We start from the raw sequence: 23,214 nt of genomic DNA, 5'->3' as shown, positions 1-23,214 counted from the left end.
GAGAAAGCCGAGGGCCGTCAGGCGGTACCCCGAACCGCTCACCGCGCACCAGCTCTGGATGGTGTCCCTGAGCGCGCCGGTGAGCCGGGACCGCAACGCCTCGCGGACCACCCTGTACCCCTACACGCGGATCGATGACGACAGCGCCCGCGGCTGGCTGGCCGACCAGTGGGAGATCACCTCGCGTGAGCGGTTGGTGGGCCGGCTCGACGAACTCTCCCGCGGCGGCTACCGGGCCCGGGCTCAGCAGGTCCTCGGTGTCTCGCCGCTCGCCTGGGACGCCGCCCTGTACGTCGACATAGCCCGGCTCGGCTTCGGATGCGGGATGGTCACCGAGGCCGAGGCGTGGACCGCGCTGAAGAACATCGTGCCGTCGGTGGTGCGGACGTACGGCTCCTGGCGGGAGTACGCCGATCACTACCTGCTGGGGCGGAAGGTGTGGCGGGACGGGCTGAGCGGCTCGCCGGACGCGGCCTTCCCCGCCCCACAGGCCGCCGCCGACGCGCACCTGAGCGCGCTGCTGGACCCGGCGAACCGGTCCAGCCCCTGGAACCTGGCCCCCTGGGACACCATCAGTCGCCCCGACCGTGCCCGCTGACTCCGGCCGTACGCGAGAATGGACCCCATGAGTCTGTTCCGCGACGACGGCATCGTGCTGCGCACCCAGAAGCTGGGCGAGGCGGACCGGATCATGCTGTGCCCTCCCGGGGGACGAACCCCGGGCCCCCGGCCGAGAACCCGCGGCGGTGCGCGATGAGTCTCTTCCGGGACGACGGCATCGTCCTGCGGACCCAGAAACTCGGCGAGGCCGACCGGATCATCACGCTGCTCACCCGCGGTCATGGGCGGGTGCGCGCCGTGGCCCGTGGGGTGCGGCGGACCAAGTCCAAGTTCGGGGCCCGTCTCGAACCCTTCTCCCACGTCGACGTGCAGTTCTTCTCGCGCGGGAGCGAGCTGGTCGGGCGCGGGCTGCCGCTGTGTACACAGAGCGAGACCATCGCGCCGTACGGCGGCGGGATCGTCGCCGACTACGCCCGTTACACCGCGGGGACCGCCATGCTCGAGACCGCCGAGCGGTTCACCGACCACGAGGGCGAGCCGGCCGTGCAGCAGTACCTGCTCCTCGTCGGCGCCCTGCGCACCCTCGCCCGCGGCGAGCACGCGTCGCACCTCGTGCTCGACGCCTTCCTCCTGCGCTCCCTCGCCGTCAACGGCTACGCCCCCAGCTTCGGCGACTGCGCGAAATGCGGGATGCCCGGGCCGAACCGGTTCTTCTCGGTCGCCTCCGGCGGCTCCATCTGCGTCGACTGCCGAGTGCCCGGCAGCGTCGTACCCTCGCCGCAGACCCTGGAACTGCTGGGCGCGCTGCTTACGGGAGACTGGGAGACCGCGGACGCGTGCGAGCCGCGGTACGTCAGGGAGGGGAGCGGGCTGGTGTCCGCCTATCTGCACTGGCATCTGGAACGCGGGCTGCGCTCACTGCGTTACGTAGAGAAATAGGCCCACGTAGAGCAGCAGGTCGACGAAGCAGGTCGACGAAGTCAGACGACGAGGCATACAAGGAGACGAGAAGCACATGGCTGTACGCGGGATCCTGGGACGCCAGCGCCGCGATCACAAGGCGCCTCAGCCGCACCCGTCCGGCGCCCGCGCGCCGAAGCTGCCGGGCGAGCTGGTCCCGAACCATGTGGCGATCGTCATGGACGGGAACGGCCGATGGGCGAAGGAGCGCGGCCTGCCCCGGACGGAAGGGCACAAGGTCGGCGCCGAGCGCGTGCTCGACGTGCTTCAGGGCGCGATCGAGATGGGCGTCGGCAGCATCTCCCTCTACGCCTTCTCCACCGAGAACTGGAAGCGCTCGCCCGACGAGGTCCGCTTCCTGATGAACTTCAACCGCGACTTCATCCGCAAGACCCGCGACCAGCTCGACGAGCTGGGTATCCGGGTGCGCTGGGTGGGCCGTATGCCCAAGCTGTGGAAGTCCGTCGCCAAGGAGCTCCAGGTCGCCCAGGAGCAGACCAAGGGCAACAATCTCCTCACGCTGTACTTCTGCATGAACTACGGCGGCCGGGCGGAGATCGCCGACGCCGCGCAGGCGCTTGCCGAGGACGTGAAGGCGGGCCGGCTCGACCCGTCCAAGGTCAACGAGAAGACCCTCGCGAAGTACCTGTACTACCCGGACATGCCGGACGTGGACCTGTTCCTGCGTCCGAGCGGCGAGCAGCGCACCTCCAACTACCTGCTCTGGCAGAGCGCGTACGCCGAGATGGTCTTCCAGGACGTCCTGTGGCCGGATTTCGACCGTCGTGACCTGTGGCGGGCCTGCATGGAATTCGCCTCGCGCGACCGGCGGTTCGGCGGAGCCGTGCCGAACGAGGACCTTCTGGAGATGGAGCGGGCGATGCGTGGGGATTCGGCCACTTCGTAGCCACCGGGGGTTCATCCGCGGGGAGGTGACGGGTTCACGGGGGTCGTCGACGATCCGGCCATGAAACGCGTCACCCCCGCCCTCGCGCTGTGCACCCTGCTGGTCGTCGCCATGCCCTCCCAGGCCGCGGACCGGCTCGCGCTCCGTGACAGTTACGGCACGAAAGCCACGTACGAAGCCGAGCAGGGTGCCCGCACGTACCAGCGGCCGCCCGCCGGCTTCACCCCCGTCTTCACGGAGAACGTCTCCCGGCACGGCTCGCGCTCCGCCACCGACGGCGAGGACGGCGACCTGATCCTCGGCCTGTGGCACAAGGCGCAGGCGGCCGGTGAACTCACCGGCAGGGGCAAGGAGTTCGGCCCCAAGGTGCAGGACCTTGCGCTGACCGGAGCGGAACCTGACTGGTTCCTGCTGATCTGGCTGCCGCTGTTTTCGGGTCTCCTGCTGCTCGCGCCCCGACTCCAGGCCCGTGTGGTCCTCAAGATCGCCGCGCGCAACGGCACGTACCGTGCGACGGTGACGGACGCCGGGCTGACGATGGTCACCGACAACAGCACGACGTCGGTCAACTGGGTCGCCCAGCCGCGCTATCGGGAGACCAAGGACGCGTTCTTCACCTTCAGCGACGACAAGAACGCCACCTGCTTCACCGTGCTGCCCAAGCGGGGCCTGCAGAACCCCGCGGACGGGGACCGGCTGCGGGAGATCCTCGACCGCAACCTGACCCGCGTCTGAGCCCCGGCTCGGTTCTACTGCGCCGCCGCGCACTCCGCGCACGTGCCGAAGATCTCCACGGTGTGCGCCACGTTCACATAACCGTGCTCGGCGGCGATCGCCTCCGCCCACTTCTCCACCGCGGGCCCCTCCACCTCCACGGCCTTGCCGCACACGCGGCAGACCAGGTGGTGGTGGTGTTCGCCGGTGGAGCAGCGGCGGTAGACCGACTCGCCTTCGGAGGTGCGCAGGACGTCGACCTCACCGGCGTCGGCGAGGTTCTGGAGGGTGCGGTAGACCGTGGTCAGGCCGACCGAGTCGCCCTTGTGCTTGAGCATGTCGTGGAGCTCCTGAGCGCTGCGGAACTCGTCGACCTCGTCCAGGGCCGACGCCACGGCTGCCCGCTGCCGGGTTGCGCGGCCCTTCACGGGCGGTCCAGCGGTCGTCACCGGTTCCTCCTACGGCTCGTTCACGTCTGCGTCTGCCCGGACATTGTGCCAGTCCGGGCCGTGCCCAGTCAGGCGCCGACCTTTCCGCCGGCTGCCCGGGCGGCCGGAATCGCACACTCCGCGGGCTCCCCGGCGGGCTGCTCGACGGCCGCCGCACGGGCCCGGCGGCGGGAGAACGGGGCCGCGAGAGCGGTCAGCACCATGAAGGCCGCGATGGTCAGCAGCACGATCGTCGCACCGGGCGGCACGTCCTGGTAGTACGAGGTGACCGTGCCGCCGATCGTCACCGTCACCCCGATCGCCACCGCGATCGCGAAGGTGGCGGCGAAGCTGCGGGTCAGCTGCTGGGCCGCCGCCACCGGCACCACCATCAGCGCGCTCACCAGCAGCAGGCCCACCACCCGCATCGCGACCGTCACCGTCACCGCCGCCGTGACCGCGGTGAGCAGGTTCAGGGCGCGGACGGGAAGCCCGGTCACCCGCGCGAACTCCTCGTCCTGGCTGACCGCGAAGAGCTGCCGGCGCAGACCGAGGGTGACCAGCACCACGAAGCCCGCGAGCAGACAGATCGCCGTCACGTCCGACTCCGAGACGGTCGACAGCGAGCCGAAGAGGTACGACGTCAGATTGGCGTTGGAGCCGCCGGGCGCGAGGTTGATGAACATCACGCCGCCGGCCATACCGCCGTAGAAGAGCATCGCGAGGGCGATGTCGCCGCGGGTGTGGCCGTACCAGCGGATCAGCTCCATGAGGACCGCGCCGAGGACCGAGACGACGGTCGCCATCCAGACCGGGGACGCGGAGAGCAGGAAGCCGAGGCCGACGCCCGTCATCGCCACATGGCCGATGCCGTCGCCCATCAGGGCCTGGCGGCGCTGGACGAGGTAGATGCCGATGGCGGGAGCGGTGATGCCGACCAGGACGGCGGCCAGCAGTGCCCGCTGCATGAAGGCGTAGTTCAGGAGGTCCATCAGCTCAGCAGTCCCGTGCGGATCGGTTCGGCTCCCGCGGGTGCGTGCGGGTGTACGTGGTCGTGGCCGGGCAGCGCGTGCTGGCCGACGGCCGGGGTGGGCGGGCCGTCGTGCAGGACGCAGCCGTCGCGCAGCACGACCGCCCGGTCGATCAGGGGCTCCAGGGGCCCGAGTTCATGGAGGACGAGGAGCACCGAGACGCCGCTCGCGACCTGCTGCCGCAGTGTCCGCGCGAGCACCTCCTGGCTCGCCAGGTCCACGCCCGCCATCGGCTCGTCCATGATCAGCAGTTCGGGTTCGGCGGTGAGCGCGCGGGCGATCAGCACGCGCTGGTGCTGGCCGCCGGAGAGGGCGTTCACCGAGTCCTTGGCCCGGTCCGCCATGCCGACCAGCTCCAGGGCCTGCCGTACGGCGGCGTGGTCCGCCTTGCGCAGCACGCCGAAGCGGGCCCGGGACAGCCGGCCGGACGAGACGATCTCGGTGACGGTGGCCGGGACGCCGCCGGCGGCCGTCGTGCGCTGCGGGACGTAGCCGACCCGCGCCCAGTCCCTGAACCGCTTGCGCGGCGTACCGAACAGCTCGATCTCACCCGCGCTCACCGGCACCTGGCCGATGATCGTGCGGATCGCGGTCGACTTGCCGGAGCCGTTGGCGCCGAGCAGCGCGACGACCTCACCGCGTGCCACGCGGAGGTCGATTCCGCGCAGGACGGGGCGCGAGCCCAGCTCGGCTCGTACGCCGCGCAGCGATATGACGGGCTCGGTGCCGGGCTCGGCGTCGGGCTTGCCCAAGGTGCCCATGTCGTCCTCCGTAAAGGTCATTTGCTTCCCAGGGCCGTCTGAAGTGCCTTGAGGTTGGCCTCCTGGACCGAGAAGTAGTCCCTGCCGCGGGACTTGGCGGTGATGCCCTCGATCGGGTCGAGGACGTCCGTCTTCAGCCCGGCGTCCGAGGCGATGGTCTTCGCGGTCTTGTCGCTGACGAGCGTCTCGTAGAACACGGTGGTGACGCCGTCGGCCTTCGCCATGTTCTCAAGGCCCTTCACCCGGGCCGCGCTCGGCTCGGACTCGGGGTCGAGGCCGTTGATGGCCTCCTCGGTCAGGCCGTAGCGCTCGGCGAGGTAGCCGAAGGCGGCGTGGGTGGTCATGAAGACCTTGGACTTCGTGTGCGCCAGCCCGTCCTTGAACCGGGTGTTGAGGGCGTCGAGTTCCTTCACCAGGGCCGCGGTGTTCCTCTTGTAGTCGGCCGCGTTCTTCGGGTCCGCCTTCTCGAAGGCCTTGCCGACGCCCTCGGCGACCTGGGCATAGCGCACCGGGTCCAGCCAGATGTGGGGGTCGAGGCCGGCCAGCTCCCCGTTCGCGGAGTGGTCGTGGGAGGCCGCGTGGCCGCCGACCTCGTTGCCGTGCTTCTCCAGCGAGGCGAGGGAGGCGGCGTCGATCTTCGTCCGGACCTCGGACTGGGCCACCGCGTCGTCGACGGAGGGCTGGAGGTTCTTCAGGTAGAGCACCGCGTCCGACTCCTGGAGCCGCGCGGTCTGCTGGGCGCTGATCTCCAGGTCGTGCGGCTCCTGGCCGGGCTGGGTCAGGCTGGTGACGTGTACATGGCTCCCGCCTATCCGGCCGGCGAGGAAGGCCATCGGGTAGAACGACGCGACGACGTCGAACTTGCCGGTGTTCGCCGCGGCGGCACTGTCGGTGGAGCAGGCGGAGAGCGAGCCGAGGCCGAGAGCGGTGACGGCAGCCATGGCCACCCCGGATATGTGCTGTCGTCGTACGTTCATGACAGTCATTTTCAACTGACATGGAAACCGTTGTCAACAAAGCTCTTGGCAAAGGGGGACGCAAGGCCCGCACAAGGCTCGTAAGCCGAACCGATTTGATTGAGGGGGAGGCCCCGCCGGTACCCTGAAGCATTCGCTCTGAAGCGTCTCGCTTCGTCGCCCGTCGTCGTAATGAAGAGAGCACCGTGGCCGCCGACAAGATCGACACCATCGTCAGCCTGAGCAAGCGCCGAGGCTTCGTATTCCCGTGCAGTGAGATCTACGGCGGACAGCGTGCCGCCTGGGACTACGGACCGCTGGGTGTCGAGCTCAAGGAGAACCTGAAGCGCCAGTGGTGGCGCTACATGGTGACGTCGCGCGAGGACGTGGTCGGTCTCGACTCGTCCGTCATCCTGGCCCCCGAGGTCTGGGTCGCCTCCGGCCACGTCGCCACCTTCACGGACCCGCTGACCGAGTGCACCTCGTGCCACAAGCGGTTCCGCGCGGACCACCTGGAGGAGCACTACGAGGCCAAGCACGGCCGCGTGCCGGAGAACGGCCTGGCGGACGTGAACTGCCCCAACTGCGGCAACAAGGGCCAGTTCACCGAGCCCAAGCAGTTCTCGGGTCTGCTGTCCACGCACCTCGGCCCCACCCAGGACTCCGGCTCGATCGCGTATCTGCGTCCCGAGACCGCACAGGGCATCTTCACCAACTTCGCCCAGGTGCAGACCACTTCGCGCCGCAAGCCGCCGTTCGGCATCGCGCAGATGGGCAAGTCCTTCCGCAACGAGATCACGCCCGGCAACTTCATCTTCCGCACCCGCGAGTTCGAGCAGATGGAGATGGAGTTCTTCGTCAAGCCGGGCGAGGACGAGAAGTGGCAGGAGTACTGGATGGAGCAGCGCTGGAACTGGTACACCGGCCTGGGCCTGCGCGAGGAGAACATGCGGTGGTACGACCACCCGAAGGAGAAGCTCTCCCACTACTCCAAGCGCACCGCCGACATCGAGTACCGCTTCCAGTTCGGCGGCAACGAGTGGGGTGAGCTGGAGGGCGTGGCCAACCGCACCGACTACGACCTCGGCGCCCACTCCAAGGCCTCCGGCCAGGACCTCTCCTACTTCGACCAGGAGGCCGGCGAGCGCTGGACTCCGTACGTCATCGAGCCCGCGGCCGGTGTCGGGCGCGCCATGCTCGCCTTCCTGCTGGACGCCTACATCGAGGACGAGGCGCCCAACGCCAAGGGCAAGCTGGAGAAGCGCACGGTGCTGCGCCTCGACCACCGCCTGGCGCCGGTGAAGGTCGCGGTGCTGCCGCTTTCCAGGAACCCCGAGCTGTCGCCCAAGGCCAAGGGCCTCGCCCAGGCGCTGCGGCAGAACTGGAACATCGAGTTCGACGACGCGGGCGCGATCGGCCGCCGTTACCGCCGCCAGGACGAGATCGGTACGCCGTACTGCGTCACGGTCGACTTCGACACGCTTGAGGACAATGCGGTGACGGTGCGCGAGCGGGACTCGATGAAGCAGGAGCGGGTGTCTCTCGACCAGATCGAGGGTTACCTGGCTGGGCGTCTGCTCGGCTGCTAGGTCTGCCGCAACTGCTGTACCGGCCCTGAACGGGCCTCGTCCTCAACGCCGGACGGGCTGATCCTGCCCGTCCGGCGTTCTGGCATTGGTCCCCGTTGCGGACGCCGCATTGGACCTGTATCGGGGGCCGCCACGACGCCAGGCTGGCCAACATGAGCCTCGCCTTCCTCCTCACCACCCTCGTTGTCGTCGCCACGCCCGGCACCGGTGTCGTCTACACCCTCGCCGCCGGTCTGTCCCGGGGCCGCCGCGCGAGCGTTGTCGCGGCCTTCGCCTGCACCCTCGGGATCGTGCCGCACGTCCTGGCCACCGTCACCGGTCTCGCCGCGCTGCTGAACGCGAGCGCGAGCGCCTTCCAGATCCTCAAGTACGCCGGTGTCGCCTACCTTCTGTACATGGCGTGGGCGACGGTGCGGGACAAGGACGCGATCGCCGTCGACGAGGAGGCCGCCCCGAGTTCGGCGGGCCGGGTCATCGTGCGGGGCGTGCTCGTCAACATCCTCAACCCGAAGCTGACGATCTTCTTCTTCGCGTTCCTGCCGCAGTTCGTGGACCCGGGCAGGCCGCACGCTCTGGCGAGGATGCTGGAGCTGAGCGGCGTGTTCATGCTGGCGACCTTCGTGGTGTTCGCCGGGTACGGCATCCTCGCCGCCTCGGTCCGCAGCCACGTCACCTCACGGCCGCGGGTGATGGCGTGGCTGCGCCGGAGCTTCGCGGGTTCGTTCGTGGCGCTGGGCGCGAAGCTCGCCCTCACCGCGAGGTAGGCATGACAGTGCTCGCGGTGACAAGTATGGAATGACAGATATTGAAATCTGTCATTCGCGGTGAGAGAGTGGACCGCATGACGATCCAGACACGAAAGCTGGGGACCACCGGCCCCCAGGTCTCCGCCCTCGGCCTCGGCTGCATGGGCATGTCCCCGGTGTACGGCGACGTGGACCGGGCGGAGTCGATCGCGACCCTGCACGCCGCCCTCGACGCGGGCGTGACCCTCCTCGACACCGGCGACTTCTACGGCATGGGCCACAACGAGATGCTGATCGGCGAGGCGTTGCGCACGGCCCCGGCGGGACTGCGCGAACGGGCGCAGCTCAGCGTGAAGTTCGGCGGCCTGCGCGACCCGGAGGGCGGGTGGTCCGGCCACGACGGGCGCCCGGCCGCCGTCAAGAACTTCGCCGCCTACTCCCTGCAGCGCCTCGGCGTCGACCACATCGACGTCTACCGCATCGCCCGGGTCGACCCGGACGTACCGATCGAGGACACCGTCGGCGCCATCTCGGAACTGGTCGAGAAGGGATACGTGCGCCACATCGGCCTGAGCGAGGCCAGCGCCGCCAACATCCGCCGCGCCGCCGCCACCGCGCCCATCGTCGACCTCCAGATCGAGTACGCGATCATCACCCGCGACATCGAGCGGAAGATCCTTCCGACCACGCGTGAGCTGGGCATCGCCATCACGGCGTACGGCGTCCTCTCCCGCGGCCTCATCTCCGACCACATCACCCGCGACAAGCAGTTCGGCCCGAACGACTGGCGTTCCGTCTCGCCCCGCTTCCAGGGCGAGAACCTCCAGCGCAACCTGGATCTGGTCGACGCGCTGCGGAAGATCGCCGAACAGAAGGGCGTGTCCGTCGCGCAGATCGCCTTCGCCTGGGTGCTCGCCCGGGGCGAGGACATCGTGCCGCTCGTCGGCGCCCGTACCCGAGAGAGGCTCGGCGAGGCGATGGGCGCGCTGGAGGTGACCCTGGACGAGGCCGACCTGACGGCGATCGAGGAGGCGGCGCCCGCGGACGCGGTGGCGGGCACCCGGTACCCGGCGGCGCAGATGGCGAGCCTCGGCACCGAACACTGAGCACGCCGTGCCGGGTACGGTCTAGGCCATGGCACCGACCTCCCAGACCCTGACCGCCGAGCGCATCCTCGAAGCGACCGAGGAAGTGCTGCGCCGCCACGGACCGGCCAAGGCCACCGTGGTGGACGTGGCCCGTGCGCTCGGCGTCAGCCATGGCAGCGTCTACCGCCACTTCCGGACCAAGGCGGCGCTGCGGGAGGCCGTGACGAAGCGGTGGCTGGACCGCACGACCGAGGTGCTGGCCGGTATCGCCGAGGACGCACGGCCGGACCCGGAGGCCAGGCTGCGCGAGTGGTTCACGGAACTCTTCGCCGCCAAGCGCCGCAAGGCGGGCGGAGACCCGGAGCTGTTCGCCACCTACTCGGTGCTGGCCGCAGAGACCGGCGAGTTGGTCGGCTCCCACGTCGCCGAACTCACCGGCCAGCTGACCCGGATCGTGCGGGCCGGCGTCGAGGCGGGCACCTTCACCGCCGACGACCCGGAGACCACCGCTCGCGCCCTCTTCCAGGCCATGGGCCGCTTCCACGACCCGGGTTACGCCAAGGAATGGGAACAGCAGGGCGCGGAGGGCGAGTTCGAGGCCGTGCTGGACCTGCTGGTGCGCGGCCTGCACGCCTGAGCGGCTCCGGCGAAGTCCGCTGCGATGCGGGAGCGCCCCGAAGCGGCGCGGGCCTGTGTCCATATGCGGCTCCGCCGCGTGCGCGCGACCAGCCACGACGGTGCCGCGGACATCGACGGCGTGTGCCGCCGTATCCAGCGGAGCGCTCAGCTTCCGGCGACGTGCCTCCAGAAGTCGCGCATCAGCTGCGTGGGTGTCGGGTTCTGCATGGCTGCCTGGGTGAGCAGGACAGAGACCGTTCCCGTCGGCGGGACGATGTGAGCCGCCGTGCCCGTGCCGCCGACCCAGCCGTAGCGCCCGGGGACGTTCCACGGGTCGGACGGGGTGACATCGACCTGGCCGCCGTAGCCCCAGCCCTGGCCCTCAAGGAAGAGGGGGACCCGGTCGCGCTGCTCGGCGGTGAGGTGGTTGGCGGTCATACGGCTGACCGAGGTGGGGGTGAGGAGACGGTGGCCGCCGCCCTCGCCGGCGTTCAGCAGCATGCGAGCGAAGGCGAGCCAGTCGTCGGCCGTGGAGGCCAGGCCCCCGCCGCCCGAGTGGAAGCGGGGGACACGGCTGAACTCGCCGTCCGGGGTGTCCGCCCGCTCCAGGGTGCCGTCGGGGGCCGTGTTGTAGGCCGAGGTGAAGCGGTTCTGCTTCGACGCCGGGACCTCGAACGCGGTGTCCTTCATGCCCAGCGGTTCGAAGATCCTCTCCGCGAGGAAGTCCGGAAGCGAACGGCCCGACGCCCGGGCGACCAGGATGCCCTGCAGATCGGACGAGGTGCCGTAGAGCCAGGCCTCGCCCGGCTGGTACAGCATCGGCACCTGCGCGAGCAGGCCCAGCCAGGTGTCCGGGTCCGGCCAGTCCTGCAGGAAGCGGCCGTCCCGCTGCACCGGAAACAGCGACTGCACCGCGGGGAGCGTGAAGTCGGCGGGGAAGCCCCAGCCGGTGCGCGAGCTGAGCACGTCCTCGACGGTGATCGGGCGGACGGCGGGGACCACGTCCTCGACGGGGCTGGACGGGGTGCGCACCACCGACGGCTTCGCCAGCTCCGGCAGCCACTCCTGCACCGGCGAGTCCAGCCCGAGCAGCCCTTCCTCCACCAGCATCAGCACCGCCGCCGCCGTGATCGGCTTGGTGATCGAGGCGATACGGAAGATCGAGTCCCGGGCCATCGGGGCGGAGCCCTCGGTGTCCAACGAGCCGACGGTCACCACCTCGACGTCGTCGCCGCGGGCGACGAGGGCGACGGCGCCGGGGGCGGTTCCCCGGTCGACATGCTGGTGCAGGATGTCGTGCAGATCACTCATCGGTCGGCCTTCCGGTCCGGGGCATCGTCTTCTGTACGACTCCCACGGTGGCGAAAGCTCATCTCCGACGGCAGGGGAGATTCAGGCCGCCGACGGATCCACGGTCGCCTGGTGCGCCTCGGCCAGATGCTCCTCCGCCTTCAGCCAGGGCAGGAACTGGGCGCCCTTGCGCCAGCCGCACGTGTCACACCTGATCGTGCGCTGCACTCCCGCCCGCTGCACCCGGACGACGTGCTCGCGTCCGTGCTGGTCCCAGCGGCTCACCTTGCTCGTGTTGATCTCCAGCATGCTGCCTCGCCTCCGGCTAAGGAGTGTGCAGCAAGACCAACATCAACAGGGTGTCCTCCACCGCGAGTTGACCAAGCCGTGTCCGATCCCACACACCTCAGCCGATCGTGCGGGGAAGCCGCAGGCTCAGCAGCCCGGTCAGCACCACGCAGCCCAGCTGCACCAGAAGGGTCGTGACCAGGGCGTCCCGCATTCCGAGATGCGGGACAAGGGACAGGAAAAGGGTGCCCAGGGCGGCCACCCCGAGCGCGAGCGCCGACTGCTGGGTGGTCATCATCACCCCGCTGCCGACACCGGCACGGGCGGACGGCACCTCGGAGAGAACGACCCGGAAGACGATGGGGAGTTGGAGCGCCTGCCCCGCTCCGGCGAGGGCCGCACCGGGGAGCAGTTCGACCAGGCCGAGGCCAGGCCAGGACCGCCATGCCGCCAGGGCCATCAGGCCGACGCCGAGCCCCTGGATCAGCGCACCGGCGGTCACCACCCTGGTGCCGTAACGGGCGACCAGCCGCGGGCCGGCCAGCGAGACGAAGAAGAAGACGACGGCCATGGGTGCGAGCGCCAGTCCCGCCGGTACCGGCCCGAGCCCCGCGCCCCGCTGCAGCGCGACCGCGATCACGAACATGAACCCGCTGAAGCCCACGGAGAAGGGCAGGATCATCACCAGCCCGCGCCTGAGCGAGGTGAGCGCGAACAGGCTCGGCGGCACCAGCGGCGTACGGCCCTGCCGGTCCGCCCGCCGCTCCACCAGGTAGAACGCCGCCGTCACGAACGGGAACGCCGACAGCGACAGCCACGTCCACAGCGGCCAGCCCGCCGAGCGGCCCTCGGTGAGCGGGGCCAGCAGCGTGAGGAGGGACGCCGTGAGCAGGACGGTACCGGGCCCGTCCACCGGCTCCGGATGCTGGGAACGGGTCTCGGGCACGCCACGGACCGCCAGGAACAGGCCCACGACGACCACGGGGACGTTCACCAGGAAGACCGAGCGCCACCCGGTGCCCGCGATGTCAGCGGCCACGAGCACCCCGCCGAGTATCTGCCCGACGACCATGGACAGCCCGGCCGTGGCGCCGTACAGACTCATGGCCTTCGCCCGCCGCTGCCCGGCGGTGGCCGACTGGATGGTGGCGAGGATCTGCGGCAGCATCGCGGCCGCCGCGGCGCCCTGCGCGACCCGCGCCGCGACCAGGGTCCAGGCACTGGGCGCGAGTCCGCAGGCCAGCGACGTCAGTCCGAAGGCCGCCATGCCGACCAGGAAGAACCGGCGCCGGCCGAACAGGTCGCCCAGCCGTCCGCCCAGGACGAGCAGCACGGCGTACGCGAGCCCGTAACCGGCGACGACGAGTTCCAGCACGGACTCGCTCGCGTGCAGGTCGCTGCCGATGGACGGCAGGGCGACGTTGACGATGAAGAAGTCGATCAGGGGAAGTGCCGCTGCCAGCAGCACGGTGAAAAGCCCGAGACCGCCGAGCGAAGGTGCAGCGGCCGACGATCGGACAGTGCGTGGGGCGATGGTTTCGGTCACGTCATCGAGCCTGCGGCCACTCCCAGAGGGGTACCAGAGTGTCCTTATCCTGGTAGAAGCACTACCTGGAAACAGGTTCGGTGGGGCGGCACGCTGGAGGCATGACGACGATGGCACAGGATCAGGCGGTAGGCACCACGGGCACTCCCGTGACCAGGGACGCCGCCGGTTCGGTGCGACGGCACGAACTCGCCGGGTTCCTGCGGCACCGGCGTGAGCACATCACGCCCGAGCAGGTCGGCCTGCCCCGCGGCCGCCGACGCCGCACACCCGGCCTGCGCCGCGAGGAGGTCGCCCACCTCGCCGCCGTCGGAGTCACCTGGTACACGTGGCTCGAACAGGCCCGGGACATCCAGGTCTCCGTGCAGGTCCTGGACGCGCTGGCCCGCACGCTCTTCCTGGACCCCAGCGAGCGCGCCCACCTCTTCCAGCTGGCGGGCCAGGTGGATCCGACACCGGCCACCAGCTGCCCGTCGATCACCCCCGCGGTGCGTGCCGTCCTGGAGCAGCTGGAGCCGGTCCCGGCCTGCGTGCAGAACAGCCGCTACGACATCCTCGCCTACAACCGCACGTACGGCATGCTGCTGTGCGACCTGGACGCGGTGCCGCCCGAGGACCGCAACTGCATGATTCTCTCCTACACGCACGACGAGTGGTGCTCCTCGATCGTGCATCTGCAGGACGCCCAGCGCATGATGGCCGCCCGCTTCCGCGCCACGATGGCGGGCCATCTCGCCGAGCCCGCCTGGAAGATGCTCCTGAAGCGGCTGCGCGCCGAGTCCGCGGACTTCTGCGAGAACTGGGACCGCCACGAGGTGGTGGCCCACCGCACCAAGCGCAAGCAGTTCGACAATCGCCACGTGGGTCGCGTCACGGTGGACCACACGGATCTGTGGCTGGGTCCTGAGCCGGGCCCACGCATCGTGACGTACGCGCCGGCGGGCGAGGAGTCGAGGGAGCGGTTGGAGCGGCTGCATCAGATCGCGTTGGGGAAGGGTGCCTCTCGCGCCTCTCAACCGGCGTGAGCGCCGACGCTTTGTTTCCGAGGGGCGCGGGGCTGTATCGACATGCGGCTTCGCCGCGGGGTGCGAGCAGCCCCGACTACGCACGGACTCCCGCGGCTTCGCGCACCTCGGCGGACTCCAGACGCTCCGCCGCCCGCTCGGCCGTCCCCTTCGCCCATCGTCCGTTCGTCAGCGCTCCGAACACGAGGACCGCGACCCCGCACCCCACGAGAATCCACCACCCGGGCACCGAAGCCGACACGAACGTGTCCTTGTACGACGACGACGACGCCACGCCGGACGCCAGCACCGCACCCACCACGGCGACGCCCAGCGTCTGACCGAGCTGTCGGCTGGTGGAGGCGACGGCGGCGGCGACACCGGCCTGAGCGCGCGGCATCCCGGACACGGCCGTGTTCGTGATCGGCGCGTTCACGAACCCGAACCCGATGCCGAACACCATGTACCCCAGGAACAGTGTGGTGTCGGACGTCTCCGCGTCGAACGCCGCGAACAGCACCGCGCTCGCGGTCATCGCGAACCCCGCGATCAGCAGCGGCAGCCTGGGCCCCCGGCTGCCGACCAGCCGCCCGGACAGCGGGGCGCACAGGAACATCGGCACCGCCATGGGCAGCATCCACAGTCCGGCGTGCAGTGCGCTCAGGCCCCGTACGTTCTGCAGATACAGCGTCGACAGGAACAGGAATCCGCCCAGTGCCGCGAACGCGCTGATCGCGATCACGGTCGCACCGCTGAACGGCACGGAACGGAAGAACCGCAGATCGATGAGGGGTTCGTCGCGCCGGGGCTCGTACCAGAGGAGCCCGACCAGCGCGGCCACGGCGATCACGGCGAATGGTGCGATCGAGCCGGCCCCTGAACTCGGTGCCTCGATGATCGCGTACGTCAGGGAGCCGAACAGGGCGATGACCAGGGACTGCCCGACCGGGTCGGGGCGGCGGGCCTTGGGCGCCCGGGACTCGGGCACGAAGCGCAGGGTGAGGAGCAGCGCGGCCAGGCCCACCGGCAGGTTGACCCAGAAGATCGACCGCCAGCCGACCGACTCCACCAGCAGCCCACCGACCAGCGGACCGGCGGCCATGGATATGCCGACCACCGCACCCCACACGCCGATCGCCCGGGCACGCTCGCGCGCGTCCGTGAAGGTGTTGGTGATGATCGACATGGCGACCGGGTTGAGCATCGAGCCGCCGACCGCCTGGAGCATGCGGAAGGCGATCAGCGCGTCGAGGCTGGGCGCCAGGGAGCAGAACAGTGAGCCCAGGCCGAAGACGGTCAGGCCTGCGATGAAGACCTTCTTGCGGCCGATCCGGTCGGCGGTGGAACCCGCGAACATGAGCAGCGAGGCCAGAACGAGCGTGTAGGCGTCGATCGTCCACTGGAGACCCGACGTACTGGCGTCCAGGTCGTGCTGCATCGACGGCAGGGCGACGTTCAGGGCGGTGACGTCGAGGCTCACGATCAGCAGGCTCATGCAGCAGATCGCGAGGACGAGCTGACGTCGGCGGGGGTTGAGCTCGGGCATGCGTTTCAGCGTACACCGACTTCAATAGTGCGTCTAACTAATTACCTTGGGGGGTGTGGGGCCTGGCGTGGGGCCTGGCCGGCCTGTGGGGGCGGTGGGTCGGCGGGGCGGTTTTGGGAGTGCGCGACAATGGGTGCTTGCCCCTGACCCGTACTTACGCCCGGAGCCTGCTGATGTCCCACCCGCTGTCCATCGGTCCGCACGCCGTCACGCCGCCTGTCGTGCTCGCGCCCATGGCCGGGATCACCAATGCGCCCTTCCGCACGCTGTGCAGGGAGTTCAGCGGGGGCAAGGGGTTGTTCGTCAGCGAGATGATCACGACCCGGGCGCTGGTCGAGCGCAACGAGAAGACCATGCAGCTGATCCACTTCGACGCGACGGAGAATCCGCGCTCGATCCAGCTGTACGGCGTCGACCCGGCGACCGTCGGCAAGGCCGTCCGCATGATCGCGGAGGAGGGTCTCGCCGACCACATCGACCTGAACTTCGGGTGCCCGGTGCCCAAGGTGACGCGCAAGGGTGGTGGGTCCGCGCTGCCGTACAAGCGGCATCTGCTGCGGGCCATCCTGCGCGAGGCCGTGTCCGGGGCCGGGGATCTTCCGGTCACCATGAAGATGCGCAAGGGCATCGACGACGACCACATCACGTATCTGGACGCGGGCCGTATCGCCGTCGAGGAAGGTGTCACCGCCATCGCCCTGCACGGGCGGACCGCCGCCCAGCACTACGGGGGCACGGCCGACTGGGATGCCATCGCCCGTCTGAAGGAGCACGTCCCGGAGATTCCGGTACTCGGCAACGGGGACATCTGGTCGGCCGAGGACGCGCTGCGGATGGTGCGGGAGACCGGGTGCGACGGGGTTGTCGTGGGGCGGGGGTGCCTGGGGCGGCCGTGGCTGTTCGCGGATCTGGTGGCGGCGTTCGAGGGTGGAGGCGTTGAGGGGCACGGTGCGCGGCCCTCGTTGCGCGAGGTGGCCGGCGTGATGGTTCGGCATGCCACGCTGCTTGGTGAGTGGATCGGTGACGAGGCCAAGGGCGTTGTCGACTTCCGTAAGCACGTGGCCTGGTATCTGAAGGGCTTCGCCGTCGGCAGCGAGATGCGTAAGCGCCTTGCTGTTACGTCGTCCCTGGAGGAACTCCGGGGTGGGCTGGACGAGTTGGATCTGGACCAGGCCTGGCCCGAAGGCGCCGACGGGCCCCGTGGGCGTACGTCCGGCAACAACAGGGTCGTGCTGCCGGACGGTTGGCTGAAGGACCCGTATGACTGTGCAGGGGTCGGGGAGGACGCGGAGCTGGATACGTCCGGCGGGTGAGTCGGATGCGTGCGGCGGCCGGTGCGGCTGGTGCGGCTGGTGTGGCCGGTGCGGCTGGGTGGGGGTGCGTGTGGCGCGTCGGGTTCGGTGGGGGGTCGGGGCCGGTGCGGGGGGTGTCCGTCCTCGGTCCGGCGGTGCTGTTGGCTTGGCTGTGCTGGTGATGGACGCCGGACGCTGCGGGCGGGCACCCCCCGCCCCGTCCCCTTCCCGCCGTTTGCGGGCTACGGCGCCTGCGGTGGCGTTCTCCGCTCCGGCTCCTTCCCGCCTTTGCGGCCTACGGCGGCTGCGGTGGTGTTCTCCTCAGTCGCCCCGTCCCCTTCCCGCCGTTTGCGGGCTGCGGCGCCTGCGGTGGCGTTCTCCGCTCCGGCTCCTTCCCGCCTTTGCGGCCTGCGGCGGCTGCGGTGGTGTTCTCCTCAGTTGCTTCGGCTCCTTCCCGCCGTTGCGGGCTCCGCTCAGCCCTTCTTCGGGTGTGGGGTCGAGCCGTATGCCGTCAGGAAGGCGTCGCGGAACTTGTTCATCTTCCAGACCGGGGCGTTGTGGGCGGGGCGCAGGCCGTCTGTCCAGTTCCAGGAGTTGACCTTGTCGAGGACCTTCGGGTCCTTGGCGACGATCGAGATCGGGACGTCCCGGCTGGCGTGGTTGCCGCTGACCCGGGCGATGGGCTGGTGGTCGCCGAGGAAGACCAGGACGGTGTTGTCGTTGCCGTAGCGCTCCAGCCACTGGGTGAGGGCGGTCACCGAGTACTGGATCGACTTGCCGTACTCCGCCTGGGACTTGGGCGAACTGGTGAGGATGTCCGAGGGCTTCTTGCCGGCCTTCTGGATGGCGTTGAAGATCGAGCCGTTGCCGAGGTCCTTCCAGTCGACCATCTTGGGGATCGGGGCCCACGGCTGGTGGCTGGAGGTCAGGATGAGGAAGGACACGCGGGACTTGCCGTCGGCCGGCTTCTGGCTGTGCACGCGCTGCTGGAACTGTTCGAGGGCGTACTGGTCGGGCATCGTCGACCAGCTGAACTTCGGTCCCTGGTAGCCCAGTTGGAAGGCGTTGTAGACCTTGTCGAGGCCGTACCACGTCGCCTCCGGCCAGCCCTTCTGCACGCCCGGCATGACGCCGACCGTGTCGAAGGCGCCGGTCTTCTGGAACGCCTTGGTGAGGGTGAGGTGTTCGCCGTTGCCCGCGGTGACGGTCCGGTAGCGGCTCTGGTTGTTGATCCACAGGCCCGACATGGTCGTGGAATGGCCGAGCCAGCTGCTGCCGCCGTACGTCGCCGACGTCAGCCAGCCGCTCTTGGCGTGGAAGCCCGCCTTCGCGAGGGCCTTGGTGCGCGCGTCGAGTGTCGCGTCCACTCCGGGTGCCTCGACCGGGTCCTCGATCGCGCTGCGGCCGTAGCTCTCGATGAACGTGAAGACCATGTCCTTGCCGCGCAGATCCGGCACCAACTGGCTGGGTGGTGTGTTGCCGAAGGTGTCCGCCCGCGCGATCTTCCCGAACGCCGCCTCGTCCCGGATGGCGTCCCGGATCCGCTCCGCCCGGTACTTGAGCATCGTGACGGTGTGCTCGGCGGACAGCGGCACGCCGGCGTTCTGCAGGTTCACGCTCGCGCAGGTCATCCAGAACGCGCACAGCACGAGGAGGACGCGGGTCGAGTGGCCCGGGTGCCGGCCCACCAGGTTGCCGACGCGGACCGCCGCGAGGACCGTCACCGCGAGGATGAGCGCGACAAGCAGGACGACGCCGACGGCCGCCAGCCGGGCCGTCCCCTTGCCCAGCATGTCGCCGAGGTAGGACTGCGCGTCGGTCAGCAGCGGCCAGTCCAGGATGATGTTGAAGCCGCGGCCGAGGTATTCGTAGAAGCCGATGTCCATCAGGTTCAGCACGGTCAGCACGCCGAGCAGCAGCCCGAACAGCACCGCCACGATCAGCCTCGGCCTGCGTGGCAGAGCGGTCAGCACGGCCGCCCCGAGCAGCGCCTCCACCGGCAGCCGTATGAACTCGGCCGGGCGGAAGGTCTCAAGGCGGTTCGGCATCACGAGCGCCGCGACGATGAGCGCGAGCGCGCCGAGCGTCACGACGATGCCGATGACCTGCGCGGGCACGGGGTGCGAGGCTTTCCAGCGCCGCCAGGCCCGCCGGGGGTGGGGGCGCGGAAGGGAGCGTACGCGGGAGAGGAAGCTCGGGGCGACGAGTTCCTCATCGGCTTCTCGCTCCGCGGTCTCGTCCTCGGGCGCCCCTGCCGTTTCCGTTGTCTGGCGCGTGCTCGTGTCCTGAGGCAACCCGAAGGTCCTTCCATGCGAGGCCCCGATGCGGAGTGGCGGGTCGCGCTGGGGAGGCTGGGACCCGCCACCTGTCCGTACGGCCGGCCTCGGCCCCCTGTTCACATCCCAGGGCAAACACCGGGCAAACGCCCGGTCAACGTTGCCGCCGACGGCTCGAACCCGGGGCGCCACCCGACCGGACCCGCGCGGTGATCAGGCACCACCCACCGCAGTGAGCAGTGCCAGTGGAGCCGCCGCCGAGCGGGACTCCCGCACACACGCATGGGGATACGGCACCGGCTCCGTTTGCGTGTCCCTGCCGTACCCCGCGAGAACCTCCGGCAGCCGGTGCCCGGCCGCTGTCGCCGCGTCCACCAGGGCGTGGGCGACGAGCCGGGCCTCGTCATGCAGCCCGTAGCGTGCCAGTCCCAGGGTGATCAGTGCGTTGTCGTGCGGCCACACCGAACCGCGGTGGTAGGAGAGCGGGTGGTAGGCGGCCTGGCCCGCGGCCAGCGTCCGCACGCCCCAGCCCGAGAAGAAGTCGGGCTCCAGCAGCCGCCGGCCCACGGCCTCCCCGTACTCCTTGTCCAGCAGCCCCGACCAGAGCAGATGCCCCGCGTCCGAGGCCAGGGCGTCGACCTGCTTCCCGTCGCCGTCGAGGGCGAGTGCCGGGAAGGAACGCTCCCGCATCCAGAAGTCCCGCTGGAAGCGGTCACGGAGATCACTGGCGGCCTGTTCGAGTAACGCCGCGTATGTTCCGTCCTCCCATACCGTGCGGGCGATCCACGCCGTGCGGCGCAGTGCGTCGTACGCGTATCCCTGGGCGCCCGCCGCCATCACCGCCCCGCTCGGCCGGGTCCCGTCGGCGGAGCAGATCGCGCCGGGGGAGTCCTTCCAGTTCTGGTTGGCGAGGCCGCCCTGGTCGGCGCGGTAGACGAGGTAGCCGCGGGAGGTGAGGCCGCCGTGGTCGAGCATCCAGCCGATCGCCGCTCGGGCGTGGGGCTCCAGCCGGCGCGCGAGGGCCGCGTCCCCGGTCTGCTCGACGTAGGCGCCCAGGAGGACGAGGAAGAGGGGGGTCGCGTCCACGGAGCCGTAGTAACGGCCGTACGGCACCTGGCCGAAGTGCGCCAGTTCCCCGTGCCGTACCTCGTGCACGATCTTGCCGGGCTGGGACACCGAGTCCGCTCCGGTCTCGGTCGCCTGGGCGGCGGCGAGGGCCGGGAGGGTGGCCGCGGCGAGCTGAGGGCGGTAGGGGAGGGCGAAGAGCGAGGTGAGCAGGGCGTCCCGGCCCAGCAGGGTCAGGAACCAGGGGGCGCCCGCCGCCGGGACGCGCAGGTCCTCGCCGTCCGGTCCGGTCGCCGGGACCTGGAGTGCGGCCAGGTCGGCGAGGCCGCGTGCGCAGGCCGCCGCCAGCTCGGGCCAGCCGGTCGGGAAGGACACACCCTCCACGAACTCGCTTTCCAGAGCGCGGAGTTGAGCGTTCGCGTCGCTCGGGGACGTCGGGACCTGCGGGGCGCCGGCGGTTCCGTGGGGGTGGGCCGCCACCCGAAGCGTCAGTTCCGCCGTGCCGTGCGGCTGGAGGTCCAGGGTCCATACGAGGCGGCGGGCGCCCGTGCCCGTCTCCTCGACGGCGTCCGGGGCGGGGGTGGTCCGCACCGTCGTACTCGAACGCCAGTCGCCGCGCTGGTAGCCGAACTCCATGCCGTCGTCGAGGGCTCGGCGGGAGCGGACGGCACCGATCTTGGTGTAGGTGCGGTGGTCGGAGCGCAGCTCGAACTGGTCGGTGAAGTCGGCGTCCGCGGTGACCGCGAGGCGGACCGTCGTCGGCACCGGACGGTTGCTGGTCACCCGTAGAGACTCGACGAACGCGCCGTCGGCGACGGCCTGTTCGCGGAAGATCGTGTACGCGGGCGGCTCCTGGCGTCCGCCGCGCGGTACGAGGACACAACGCGCCGTGTCCCCGTTCGTGACCGGCGTGAGCGCTTCGGGTACGGCGCCGTCGACCGTCAACTGCCAACGGCTCAGGTGCCGGGCGTCACGCACGAACAACCCGTCCGGGGAGCCCGACCCCCGGACGCCGCTGATGTCCCCGCCGTCGCCCACGGCCGCGAACGTCCCGCCGTGCACAAGCAGATGATGCCGGTCCGTCATGCCTGGTCCCCTCCCCTGACTGCCTTGTCACTGCTGTCGAACGTGCCGGCGCCCATGAGGGACACGCCGTGTCCGGGGCGCGTGTGGAGCAGATCCAGCGCGAGCGCGGCGGTCCAGCCGAACCCGGTCGCGCCGCACGCCTCGCCGGTGTACGGGTCCACGTACTCCGCGAACCCGGAGGTGCGGGCGATGTCCAGGACGGCCTCGCGCAGCGCGTCGGCCATCGCCTGCTCGCCGTGGGTGCGCAGCCCCCGCTCCAGCAGCCAGCTCGTGTTGAACCAGGCCGGGCCGCGCCAGTAGCGGTGCGGGTCGAAGGCCTCGCCGAGGAGGTCGTAGGACGGAGGGAGCCGGGTCGCGCTGCCGAGTTGGAAGTGCGGTCCGCGGGTCGTGCGGACAAGGGCGTCGGCCGTCTCGCGCGGCAGTGTGGGCAGCAGCAGGGGAAGCAGGCCCGAGACGCTTCGCTCCGGGATCAGCTCCCCGCTGTGCACGTCCCGGCAGAAGAACATCTCCCGCGCCGGGTCCCAGAGCCGGTCGAGCATCGCGCTCGTCAGCCGCTCCGCCCGCGCACGGCGGGCCGCACCCCTCGCGCCCAACTCGTCCGCCACCCGGGCCAGGGCGTGCTCGGAGGCGATGAGCAGGGCGTTGAACGCCGGATCCTCGACGGCGAACTCCGAGGCCCCGTCGGCATACCCGCGATCCCGGTAGTCCGTCGCCAGCCGCACGTACCGCCCGTAGTCCAGGTCCGTCGGCCGGTCCTCGGCGGCCCCGTGGTCGAGGTCGGCGCGGCGGAAGGACCGGGCCGGGGCGGGGGTGACGCGGGACAGCGGGGCGTCCCAGCAGGGGCTGTTGTCCATGCCCTGCTCCCAGGGGTGGACGACGGATACGAGGCCGCCCGAGCCGAGGTCGCGGCGGTGCAGCAGATAGCGGTGCCAGGCGGCGAGGCGGGGATACACCCGGGTGAGGAAGCCGCGGGCGCGGGACAGGCCCGGGTCGGCGCAGTGCACCAGCCAGGCAGCCAGCGCGTGCACCGGTGGCTGCACGATGCCGGAGGTCTGTACGGTGCGCGGGGCGCCCGCGGCGCGCCCGGCGGTCGAGGAGCGCCAGAAGTCGGGGCTCGGGAAGTACGCGTCGAGCGGGACGGAGGGGTTGAAGACGATATGCGGGATCCGCCCGTCCTCCCACTGGGCGTCCAGCAGCGTCTCCAGCTCCCGCTGCGCCCGTAACGGCGACAGATGCCTGAGGCCGATCGCGATGAACGCGGAGTCCCAGGACCACTGGTGCGGATACAGCCGGCGCGAGGGGACGGTCGAGGTCCCCGTCCAGTTGTCCTCCAGTACGCGCACGGCTCCGAGGTGCACCGCGTCCGGCTCGGGCGGTGGATCGTATGCAATGGGGTGCTGTGCGGCACGGCTGGCGAGTTGGGCAGTGCGATCCACTCGGGGCTCCCCGAAAGACGTGCGGT

22 protein-coding genes are annotated in these 23,214 nt (G+C 70.4%); 11 read left to right on the top strand and 11 right to left on the bottom strand.

All coding sequences use genetic code 11. The annotated features are described in order from the left end of the window. Positions 1–58: 58 nt before the first annotated feature. From OOK07_RS13570 to OOK07_RS43425, 5 genes are all read left to right on the top strand, one after another. Entirely contained in the window at positions 59–598 is a 540-nt protein-coding gene (locus OOK07_RS13570; RefSeq protein ID WP_266680131.1) for a DUF1266 domain-containing protein, read from the top strand. Positions 599–625: 27 nt separating this feature from the next. Next, on the top strand, positions 626–757 hold the full coding sequence (locus OOK07_RS13565; RefSeq protein WP_266680129.1) for a recombination protein O N-terminal domain-containing protein: 132 nt from the start codon (positions 626–628) through the stop codon (positions 755–757). Continuing rightward, on the top strand, positions 754–1,500 hold the full coding sequence (recO, locus tag OOK07_RS13560; protein WP_266680127.1) for a DNA repair protein RecO: 747 nt from the start codon (positions 754–756) through the stop codon (positions 1,498–1,500). Before OOK07_RS13565 ends, recO begins: the two co-directional genes overlap by 4 nt. Positions 1,501–1,576: 76 nt before the next feature. After that, positions 1,577–2,428 carry an isoprenyl transferase gene (locus tag OOK07_RS13555; RefSeq protein ID WP_266796641.1) on the top strand — a complete coding sequence of 284 codons (852 nt, stop codon included), beginning with the start codon at positions 1,577–1,579 and terminating at the stop codon, positions 2,426–2,428. Positions 2,429–2,488: 60 nt separating this feature from the next. Beyond that, entirely contained in the window at positions 2,489–3,163 is a 675-nt protein-coding gene (locus tag OOK07_RS43425; RefSeq protein ID WP_353963537.1) for a YcxB family protein, read from the top strand. A gap of 14 nt (positions 3,164–3,177) precedes the next feature. Here OOK07_RS43425 and OOK07_RS13540 read toward each other — a convergent pair whose 3' ends face one another. From OOK07_RS13540 to OOK07_RS13525, 4 genes are all read right to left on the bottom strand, one after another. Beyond that, positions 3,178–3,591, bottom strand: a complete 414-nt coding sequence (locus OOK07_RS13540) for a Fur family transcriptional regulator (RefSeq protein ID WP_266680119.1) — start codon at positions 3,589–3,591, stop codon at positions 3,178–3,180. A 68-nt stretch (positions 3,592–3,659) separates the two neighbouring features. Beyond that, a complete protein-coding gene (locus tag OOK07_RS13535; RefSeq protein WP_266796639.1) occupies positions 3,660–4,562 on the bottom strand; it encodes a metal ABC transporter permease in 903 nt (300 codons plus the stop codon). Further along, complete coding sequence (locus OOK07_RS13530; protein WP_266796637.1) at positions 4,562–5,362, bottom strand: metal ABC transporter ATP-binding protein; 801 nt, start codon at positions 5,360–5,362, stop codon at positions 4,562–4,564. Before OOK07_RS13530 ends, OOK07_RS13535 begins: the two co-directional genes overlap by 1 nt. A 17-nt stretch (positions 5,363–5,379) precedes the next feature. Continuing rightward, entirely contained in the window at positions 5,380–6,339 is a 960-nt protein-coding gene (locus OOK07_RS13525; protein WP_266796635.1) for a metal ABC transporter substrate-binding protein, read from the bottom strand. Positions 6,340–6,524: 185 nt separating this feature from the next. Here OOK07_RS13525 and OOK07_RS13520 point away from each other — a divergent pair, with 185 nt between their 5' ends. From OOK07_RS13520 to OOK07_RS13505, 4 genes are all read left to right on the top strand, one after another. Continuing rightward, positions 6,525–7,907, top strand: coding sequence for a glycine--tRNA ligase (locus OOK07_RS13520; RefSeq protein ID WP_266680113.1), 1,383 nt, complete (start codon positions 6,525–6,527; stop codon positions 7,905–7,907). A gap of 152 nt (positions 7,908–8,059) precedes the next feature. Further along, positions 8,060–8,671 carry a LysE family translocator gene (locus OOK07_RS13515; RefSeq protein WP_266796633.1) on the top strand — a complete coding sequence of 204 codons (612 nt, stop codon included), beginning with the start codon at positions 8,060–8,062 and terminating at the stop codon, positions 8,669–8,671. Positions 8,672–8,748: 77 nt separating this feature from the next. Continuing rightward, positions 8,749–9,759, top strand: a complete 1,011-nt coding sequence (locus OOK07_RS13510) for an aldo/keto reductase (RefSeq protein WP_266680109.1) — start codon at positions 8,749–8,751, stop codon at positions 9,757–9,759. 28 nt (positions 9,760–9,787) lie between these two features. Beyond that, the gene (locus OOK07_RS13505) at positions 9,788–10,378 is read left to right on the top strand and encodes a TetR/AcrR family transcriptional regulator (protein ID WP_266680107.1); all 591 of its coding nucleotides are present in this window, start codon (positions 9,788–9,790) and stop codon (positions 10,376–10,378) included. Positions 10,379–10,524: 146 nt separating this feature from the next. Here the strand turns inward: OOK07_RS13505 and OOK07_RS13500 are convergent, their stop codons facing one another. The 3 genes from OOK07_RS13500 to OOK07_RS13490 all read right to left on the bottom strand — a co-directional run bounded on the left by OOK07_RS13500 (position 10,525) and on the right by OOK07_RS13490 (position 13,483). After that, a complete protein-coding gene (locus tag OOK07_RS13500) occupies positions 10,525–11,670 on the bottom strand; it encodes a serine hydrolase domain-containing protein (RefSeq protein WP_266796630.1) in 1,146 nt (381 codons plus the stop codon). Positions 11,671–11,751: 81 nt separating this feature from the next. Beyond that, complete coding sequence (locus OOK07_RS13495) at positions 11,752–11,958, bottom strand: hypothetical protein (protein ID WP_266680103.1); 207 nt, start codon at positions 11,956–11,958, stop codon at positions 11,752–11,754. A 97-nt stretch (positions 11,959–12,055) separates the two neighbouring features. Then, positions 12,056–13,483: an MFS transporter gene (locus OOK07_RS13490; protein ID WP_266680101.1), complete on the bottom strand. Its 1,428-nt coding sequence runs from the start codon at positions 13,481–13,483 to the stop codon at positions 12,056–12,058. 101 nt (positions 13,484–13,584) lie between these two features. Between OOK07_RS13490 and OOK07_RS13485 the strand changes: the two genes are divergently transcribed. Then, complete coding sequence (locus OOK07_RS13485) at positions 13,585–14,508, top strand: helix-turn-helix transcriptional regulator (protein WP_266796627.1); 924 nt, start codon at positions 13,585–13,587, stop codon at positions 14,506–14,508. 76 nt (positions 14,509–14,584) lie between these two features. On the opposite strand, the gene OOK07_RS13480 is transcribed toward OOK07_RS13485, so the two are convergent. Continuing rightward, positions 14,585–16,033 carry an MFS transporter gene (locus OOK07_RS13480; protein ID WP_266796625.1) on the bottom strand — a complete coding sequence of 483 codons (1,449 nt, stop codon included), beginning with the start codon at positions 16,031–16,033 and terminating at the stop codon, positions 14,585–14,587. Between the two features lie 173 nt (positions 16,034–16,206). Here OOK07_RS13480 and dusB point away from each other — a divergent pair, with 173 nt between their 5' ends. Next, complete coding sequence (gene dusB, locus OOK07_RS13475) at positions 16,207–17,346, top strand: tRNA dihydrouridine synthase DusB (RefSeq protein WP_266683501.1); 1,140 nt, start codon at positions 16,207–16,209, stop codon at positions 17,344–17,346. A gap of 452 nt (positions 17,347–17,798) precedes the next feature. Here dusB and OOK07_RS13470 read toward each other — a convergent pair whose 3' ends face one another. From OOK07_RS13470 to OOK07_RS13460, 3 genes are all read right to left on the bottom strand, one after another. Beyond that, positions 17,799–19,619 carry an LTA synthase family protein gene (locus OOK07_RS13470; protein WP_406311644.1) on the bottom strand — a complete coding sequence of 607 codons (1,821 nt, stop codon included), beginning with the start codon at positions 19,617–19,619 and terminating at the stop codon, positions 17,799–17,801. Between the two features lie 195 nt (positions 19,620–19,814). After that, the gene (locus tag OOK07_RS13465; protein ID WP_266796623.1) at positions 19,815–21,752 is read right to left on the bottom strand and encodes an amylo-alpha-1,6-glucosidase; all 1,938 of its coding nucleotides are present in this window, start codon (positions 21,750–21,752) and stop codon (positions 19,815–19,817) included. Then, a complete protein-coding gene (locus tag OOK07_RS13460; protein WP_266796622.1) occupies positions 21,749–23,188 on the bottom strand; it encodes an MGH1-like glycoside hydrolase domain-containing protein in 1,440 nt (479 codons plus the stop codon). The genes OOK07_RS13465 and OOK07_RS13460 overlap by 4 nt, the downstream gene beginning before the upstream one ends. Positions 23,189–23,214 lie beyond the last annotated feature (26 nt).

This window comes from Streptomyces sp. NBC_00078, assembly GCF_026343335.1.
Lineage (GTDB): Bacteria > Actinomycetota > Actinomycetes > Streptomycetales > Streptomycetaceae > Streptomyces.
The sequence above is the reverse complement of the archived record's forward strand: the minus strand, read 5'-3'. Positions and strand labels throughout refer to the sequence as shown.